This is a genomic window from Methylomonas subterranea (genome assembly GCF_024505185.1).
Classification (GTDB): Bacteria; Pseudomonadota; Gammaproteobacteria; order Methylococcales; family Methylomonadaceae; genus Methylomonas; species Methylomonas subterranea.
Window position 1 is genome coordinate 1 of sequence record NZ_JANIBJ010000071.1, and the last position, 5,970, is coordinate 5,970.

A 5,970-nucleotide genomic window follows, 5' to 3' on the forward strand; every position below is an offset into this window, starting at 1 on the left:
GAGATGGGCTTTTGGAATAAGAGCTTGGCGATGACCTACTTTCACATGGCAACCTGCCACACTATCATCGGCGCTAAGCGGTTTCACTTCCGAGTTCGGGATGGGATCGGGTGGTTCACGCTTGCTATGTTCACCAAGCAAACTGGTGTGAAGGGCTTGGATTTAAGGTAAAAGGTTCGGGATTCAAAACAGCGGCGCGTGGCCGTGTAGTGTCTATCCTACTTTACCTTTGGTTTCCCTTCGTCATGAGCAGGCTTCAAATTCAGGCTAGGGTTTTGAACCTTGGACCTTGCTTCTTGTACCTGCCCCATGGAAATCTGTATTACGTTCGTTCTCGCGTCTTATCAGCATGTCAACTGCTTTAGGTTTCGGTCTAGGTCGGGTCTTGAACCCCTTACCTTGAACCTTGTGCCTGTCATTACCCAAACGCATTGGGTGTTATATGGTCAAGCCTCACGGGCAATTAGTACACGTTAGCTACGCCCATTACTGGACTTCCACACCGTGCCTATCAACGTCGTCGTCTCCAACGGCCCTTCAGGGGACTTATAGTCCCAGTGAGATCTCATCTTGGGAGGGGCTTCCCGCTTAGATGCTTTCAGCGGTTATCCTGTCCGAACGTGGCTACCCGGCAATGCCATTGGCATGACAACCGGAACACCAGAGGTTCGTCCACTTCGGTCCTCTCGTACTAGAAGCAGCTTCCCTCAAATCTCAAACGCCCACGGCAGATAGGGACCGAACTGTCTCACGACGTTCTGAACCCAGCTCGCGTACCACTTTAAATGGCGAACAGCCATACCCTTGGGACCTGCTTCAGCCCCAGGATGTGATGAGCCGACATCGAGGTGCCAAACACCGCCGTCGATATGAACTCTTGGGCGGTATCAGCCTGTTATCCCCGGCGTACCTTTTATCCGTTGAGCGATGGCCCTTCCATACAGAACCACCGGATCACTAAGACCTACTTTCGTACCTGCTCGACTTGTCCGTCTCGCAGTCAAGCACCCTTATGCCTTTGCACTCATTGCCTGATTTCCGACCAGGCTGAGGGTACCTTCGTGCTCCTCCGTTACTCTTTGGGAGGAGACCGCCCCAGTCAAACTACCCACCAGACACTGTCCCTAACCCGGATCACGGGTCGAGGTTAGAACTCCAAACATACCAGGGTGGTATTTCAAGGTTGGCTCCACAAGAACTGGCGTTCCTGCTTCACAGCCTCCCACCTATCCTACACAAGTAGGTTCAAAGTCCAGTATCAAGCTATAGTAAAGGTGCACGGGGTCTTTCCGTCTAGCCGCGGGTACACTGCATCTTCACAGCGATTTCAATTTCACTGAGTCCCAGGTGGAGACAGTGTGGCCATCGTTACGCCATTCGTGCAGGTCGGAACTTACCCGACAAGGAATTTCGCTACCTTAGGACCGTTATAGTTACGGCCGCCGTTTACTGGGGCTTCGATCAAGAGCTTCTCCGAAGATAACCCCATCAATTAACCTTCCAGCACCGGGCAGGCGTCACACCCTATACGTCCACTTTCGTGTTTGCAGAGTGCTATGTTTTTGCTAAACAGTCGCAGCCACCGATTTTTTGCAACCTCCCTCAGCTCCATCCGCAAGGGACTTCACTTACTAAAGGCATACCTTCTCCCGAAGTTACGGTATCATTTTGCCTAGTTCCTTCACCTGGGTTCTCTCAAGCGCCTTAGAATTTTCATCCCACCCACCTGTGTCGGTTTAGGGTACGGCCACTAGTAACCTGAAGCTTAGAGGTTTTTCTTGGAAGCATGGCATCCATCACTTCGCAGTTCCGAGGAACCGCTCGTCATCACATCTCAGCATAGAGACTCCCGGATTTGCCTAAGAGTCATGCCTACTTGCTTAAACTGCCACTTCCAACCGACAGCTGATGTAGCCTTCTCCGTCACCCCATCGCAGTTACTACTGGTACAGGAATATTAACCTGTTTTCCATCGACTACGCCTTTCGGCCTCGCCTTAGGTGCCGACTAACCCTGCGTCGATTAACGTTGCGCAGGAAACCTTGGGTTTACGGCGAGAGGGTTTTTCACCCTCTTTATCGTTACTTATGTCAGCATTCGCACTTCTGATACCTCCAGCCGACTTCTCAATCGACCTTCGCAGGCGTACAGAACGCTCCTCTACCACTCACGCTTACGCGTAAATCCGTAGCTTCGGTACTATGCTTAGCCCCGGTAAATCTTCCGCGCAGACCGACTCGACCAGTGAGCTATTACGCTTTCTTTAAAGGATGGCTGCTTCTAAGCCAACCTCCTGGCTGTCTGTGCCTTTCCACATCGTTTCCCACTGAGCATAGATTTGGGGACCTTAGCTGACGGTCTGGGCTGTTTCCCTTTTCACGACGGACCTTATCACCCGCCGTGTGTCTCCCGTGCTCGCACTTCTCGGTATTCGGAGTTTGCATCGGTTTGGTAAGTCGGGATGACCCCCTAGCCGAAACAGTGCTCTACCCCCGAGAGTGATACACGAGGCGCTACCTAAATAGCTTTCGAGGAGAACCAGCTATCTCCGAGCTTGATTAGCCTTTCACTCCGATCCACAACTCATCCCCGTATTTTTCAACAGACGTGGGTTCGGTCCTCCAGTGTGTGTTACCACACCTTCAACCTGGTCATGGATAGATCGCCCGGTTTCGGGTCTACACCTTGCGACTAAACGCCCTATTAAGACTCGGTTTCCCTACGCCTCCCCTATTCGGTTAAGCTTGCCACAAAATGTAAGTCGCTGACCCATTATACAAAAGGTACGCAGTCACCCCACGAAGGGGCTCCCACTGCTTGTACGCATACGGTTTCAGGTTCTATTTCACTCCGCTCTCCGCGGTTCTTTTCGCCTTTCCCTCACGGTACTGGTTCACTATCGGTCAGTAAGGAGTATTTAGCCTTGGAGGATGGTCCCCCCATATTCAGTCAACGTTTCACGTGCGCCGACCTACTCGATTTCACTAATAAGACATTTTCGTGTACGGGGCTATCACCCTGTATCGCCGGACTTTCCAGACCGTTCCACTAACATCTTACTAGCTTAAGGGCTAGTCCCCGTTCGCTCGCCACTACTTAGGGAATCTCGGTTGATTTCTTTTCCTCCGGGTACTTAGATGTTTCAGTTCTCCGGGTTCGCTTCAGTGAGCTATGTATTCACTCAAAGATGACGCGCTTATGCGCGCCGGGTTTCCCCATTCAGACATCTCCGGATCAAAGGTTGTTTGCCACCTCCCCGAAGCTTATCGCAGGCTACCACGTCTTTCATCGCCTCTTACTGCCTAGGCATCCACCGTATGCGCTTATTCACTTGACCATATAACCCGAATACGTCTGGTACCGTCATCCTAGTCTTCGCTTGCGCGGGCCTTGGATGCTGGCACGGTCTGTTTCAAGTTATTTGTCAGCTGACATGTTCGCTGATTTTTGCTTGAGAACGATTTTGCTGTTTGTATTTCAGCGCTTGTTTTGCAACAATTGCCGATGACAAACTGCAACTCGTTGACATCTCGATCTTGGCAGATCGGATGTTTGTTACAGATTTCCATATTGTTAAAGAGCTATCGGTACGAATACCAATGCTATAAAGTCTTTATCTTTATCTATAACGATAAAACTTTATAGCGTTGATCTTCTGACGAATATCAAACCAGACACTACCTGTGCTCTCACCTTTATACACGGACTGTTAATACCGCTTGTGTATCATGGTGGAGCCAGGGAGGATCGAACTCCCGACCTCCTGCGTGCAAGGCAGGCGCTCTCCCAGCTGAGCTATGGCCCCAATATACGAGATTCAAGGCTCAAGCTTCAGGTCCCAAGGATTATGCGCCGGGCTCATGTTGTTTTGAACCTTGCTCCTTGTACCTTGCCTCTTGTACCTTTTATGCGTTGGTGGGTCTGGGAGGAGTTGAACCTCCGACCTCACCCTTATCAGGGGTGCGCTCTAACCAACTGAGCTACAGACCCAGGTGCGTCTTTCAATCGAAATAATTTGTTGTGAGTACGTAATTCGGTGTTCTGTCTTTGTAAGGAGGTGATCCAGCCCCAGGTTCCCCTAGGGCTACCTTGTTACGACTTCACCCCAGTCATGAATCACAAAGTGGTAAGCGCCCTCCCGAAGGTTAAACTACCTACTTCTTTTGCAACCCACTCCCATGGTGTGACGGGCGGTGTGTACAAGGCCCGGGAACGTATTCACCGCGGCATTCTGATCCGCGATTACTAGCGATTCCGACTTCATGCAGTCGAGTTGCAGACTGCAATCCGGACTAGGATCGGCTTTTTGGGATTGGCTGACTCTCGCGAGCTCGCAACCCTCTGTACCGACCATTGTAGCACGTGTGTAGCCCTACCCATAAGGGCCATGATGACTTGACGTCGTCCCCACCTTCCTCCGGTTTATCACCGGCAGTCTCCCTAGAGTTCCCGGCATGACCCGCTGGCAACTAAGGATAAGGGTTGCGCTCGTTACGGGACTTAACCCAACATCTCACGACACGAGCTGACGACAGCCATGCAGCACCTGTCTCAGAGTTCCCGAAGGCACTCTACGATCTCTCACAGATTCTCTGGATGTCAAGGGTAGGTAAGGTTCTTCGCGTTGCATCGAATTAAACCACATGCTCCACCGCTTGTGCGGGCCCCCGTCAATTCATTTGAGTTTTAGCCTTGCGGCCGTACTCCCCAGGCGGTCAACTTAATACGTTAGCTCCACCACTAAGTTCTTTAAGAACCCAACGGTTAGTTGACATCGTTTACGGCGTGGACTACCAGGGTATCTAATCCTGTTTGCTACCCACGCTTTCGTACCTCAGCGTCAGTTTGAGTCCAGAGAGCCGCCTTCGCCACTGGTGTTCCTTCAGATCTCTACGCATTTCACCGCTACACCTGAAATTCCACTCTCCTCTACTCAACTCTAGTCATCCAGTATCAAATGCAGTTCCCAGGTTAAGCCCAGGGCTTTCACATCTGACTTAAATAACCGCCTACGCACGCTTTACGCCCAGTAATTCCGATTAACGCTTGCACCCTCCGTATTACCGCGGCTGCTGGCACGGAGTTAGCCGGTGCTTCTTGTATGGGTAATGTCAGTCTACCGGGTATTAACCGGCAGGTATTCCTTCCCATTGAAAGTGCTTTACAACCCTCAGGCCTTCTTCACACACGCGGTATTGCTGGATCAGGCTTTCGCCCATTGTCCAATATTCCCCACTGCTGCCTCCCGTAGGAGTCTGGGCCGTGTCTCAGTCCCAGTGTGGCTGATCATCCTCTCAGACCAGCTATGGATCGTCGCCTTGGTAGGCCTTTACCCTACCAACTAGCTAATCCAACATAGGCTCATCTATTAGCGCCAGGCCCGAAGGTCCCCAGCTTTCATCCGTAGATCGTATGCGGTATTAGCGTGAGTTTCCCCACGTTATCCCCCACTAATAGGCAGATTCCTATGCATTACGCACCCGTCCGCCACTCGTCAGCGCCCGAAGGCCTGCTACCGTTCGACTTGCATGTGTTAAGCATACCGCCAGCGTTCAATCTGAGCCATGATCAAACTCTTCAGTTTAATAATGTTTGATACTAAATAAGATCAGTATCCAATCTCGGCTCGATTACAGAACATCTTTTCTTGCGAATTGACGTGGATTCTGTATCGATCTATTTCCAACAGAAACAGCTCGAATTACATACCCACACAAATTATTTCGATTTAGGTTGTTAAAGAGCCAGGACTTCGTTATCATTCCGTCCTGTTGAGCCGGCACATTCTACAGCATTTCAGATCGTTGTCAAATTTATTTTTTCAGATTCGAACCGAAGCCCCAATCAAAACCACAAACCAACAACAGCGAACCACTTAAAACCAACACCGTATCCCTTCGAGACCAAAACAATCAACCCCGAAGAGCCGACCATTATACAGTCCTTTATGGGATCGTCAAGAGATTATTT

Annotated in this window: 2 tRNA genes and 3 rRNA genes; all 5 read right to left on the bottom strand. The window is 50.7% G+C overall.

The window, feature by feature from the left end:
• Window positions 1-22: 22 nt before the first annotated feature.
• The 5 genes from rrf to NP590_RS20125 all read right to left on the bottom strand — a co-directional run bounded on the left by rrf (window position 23) and on the right by NP590_RS20125 (window position 5,584).
• Window positions 23-138, bottom strand: a 5S ribosomal RNA gene (gene rrf / locus NP590_RS20105).
• 304 nt (window positions 139-442) lie between these two features.
• A 23S ribosomal RNA gene (locus NP590_RS20110) occupies window positions 443-3,337 on the bottom strand.
• 392 nt (window positions 3,338-3,729) lie between these two features.
• A tRNA-Ala gene (locus tag NP590_RS20115) sits at window positions 3,730-3,805 on the bottom strand.
• Between the two features lie 108 nt (window positions 3,806-3,913).
• Window positions 3,914-3,990, bottom strand: a tRNA-Ile gene (locus NP590_RS20120).
• 60 nt (window positions 3,991-4,050) lie between these two features.
• Window positions 4,051-5,584: ribosomal RNA gene (locus NP590_RS20125) — 16S ribosomal RNA — on the bottom strand.
• Together the 16S, 23S and 5S rRNA genes with 2 tRNA genes alongside form the textbook arrangement of a ribosomal RNA operon.
• Window positions 5,585-5,970: the final 386 nt, after the last annotated feature.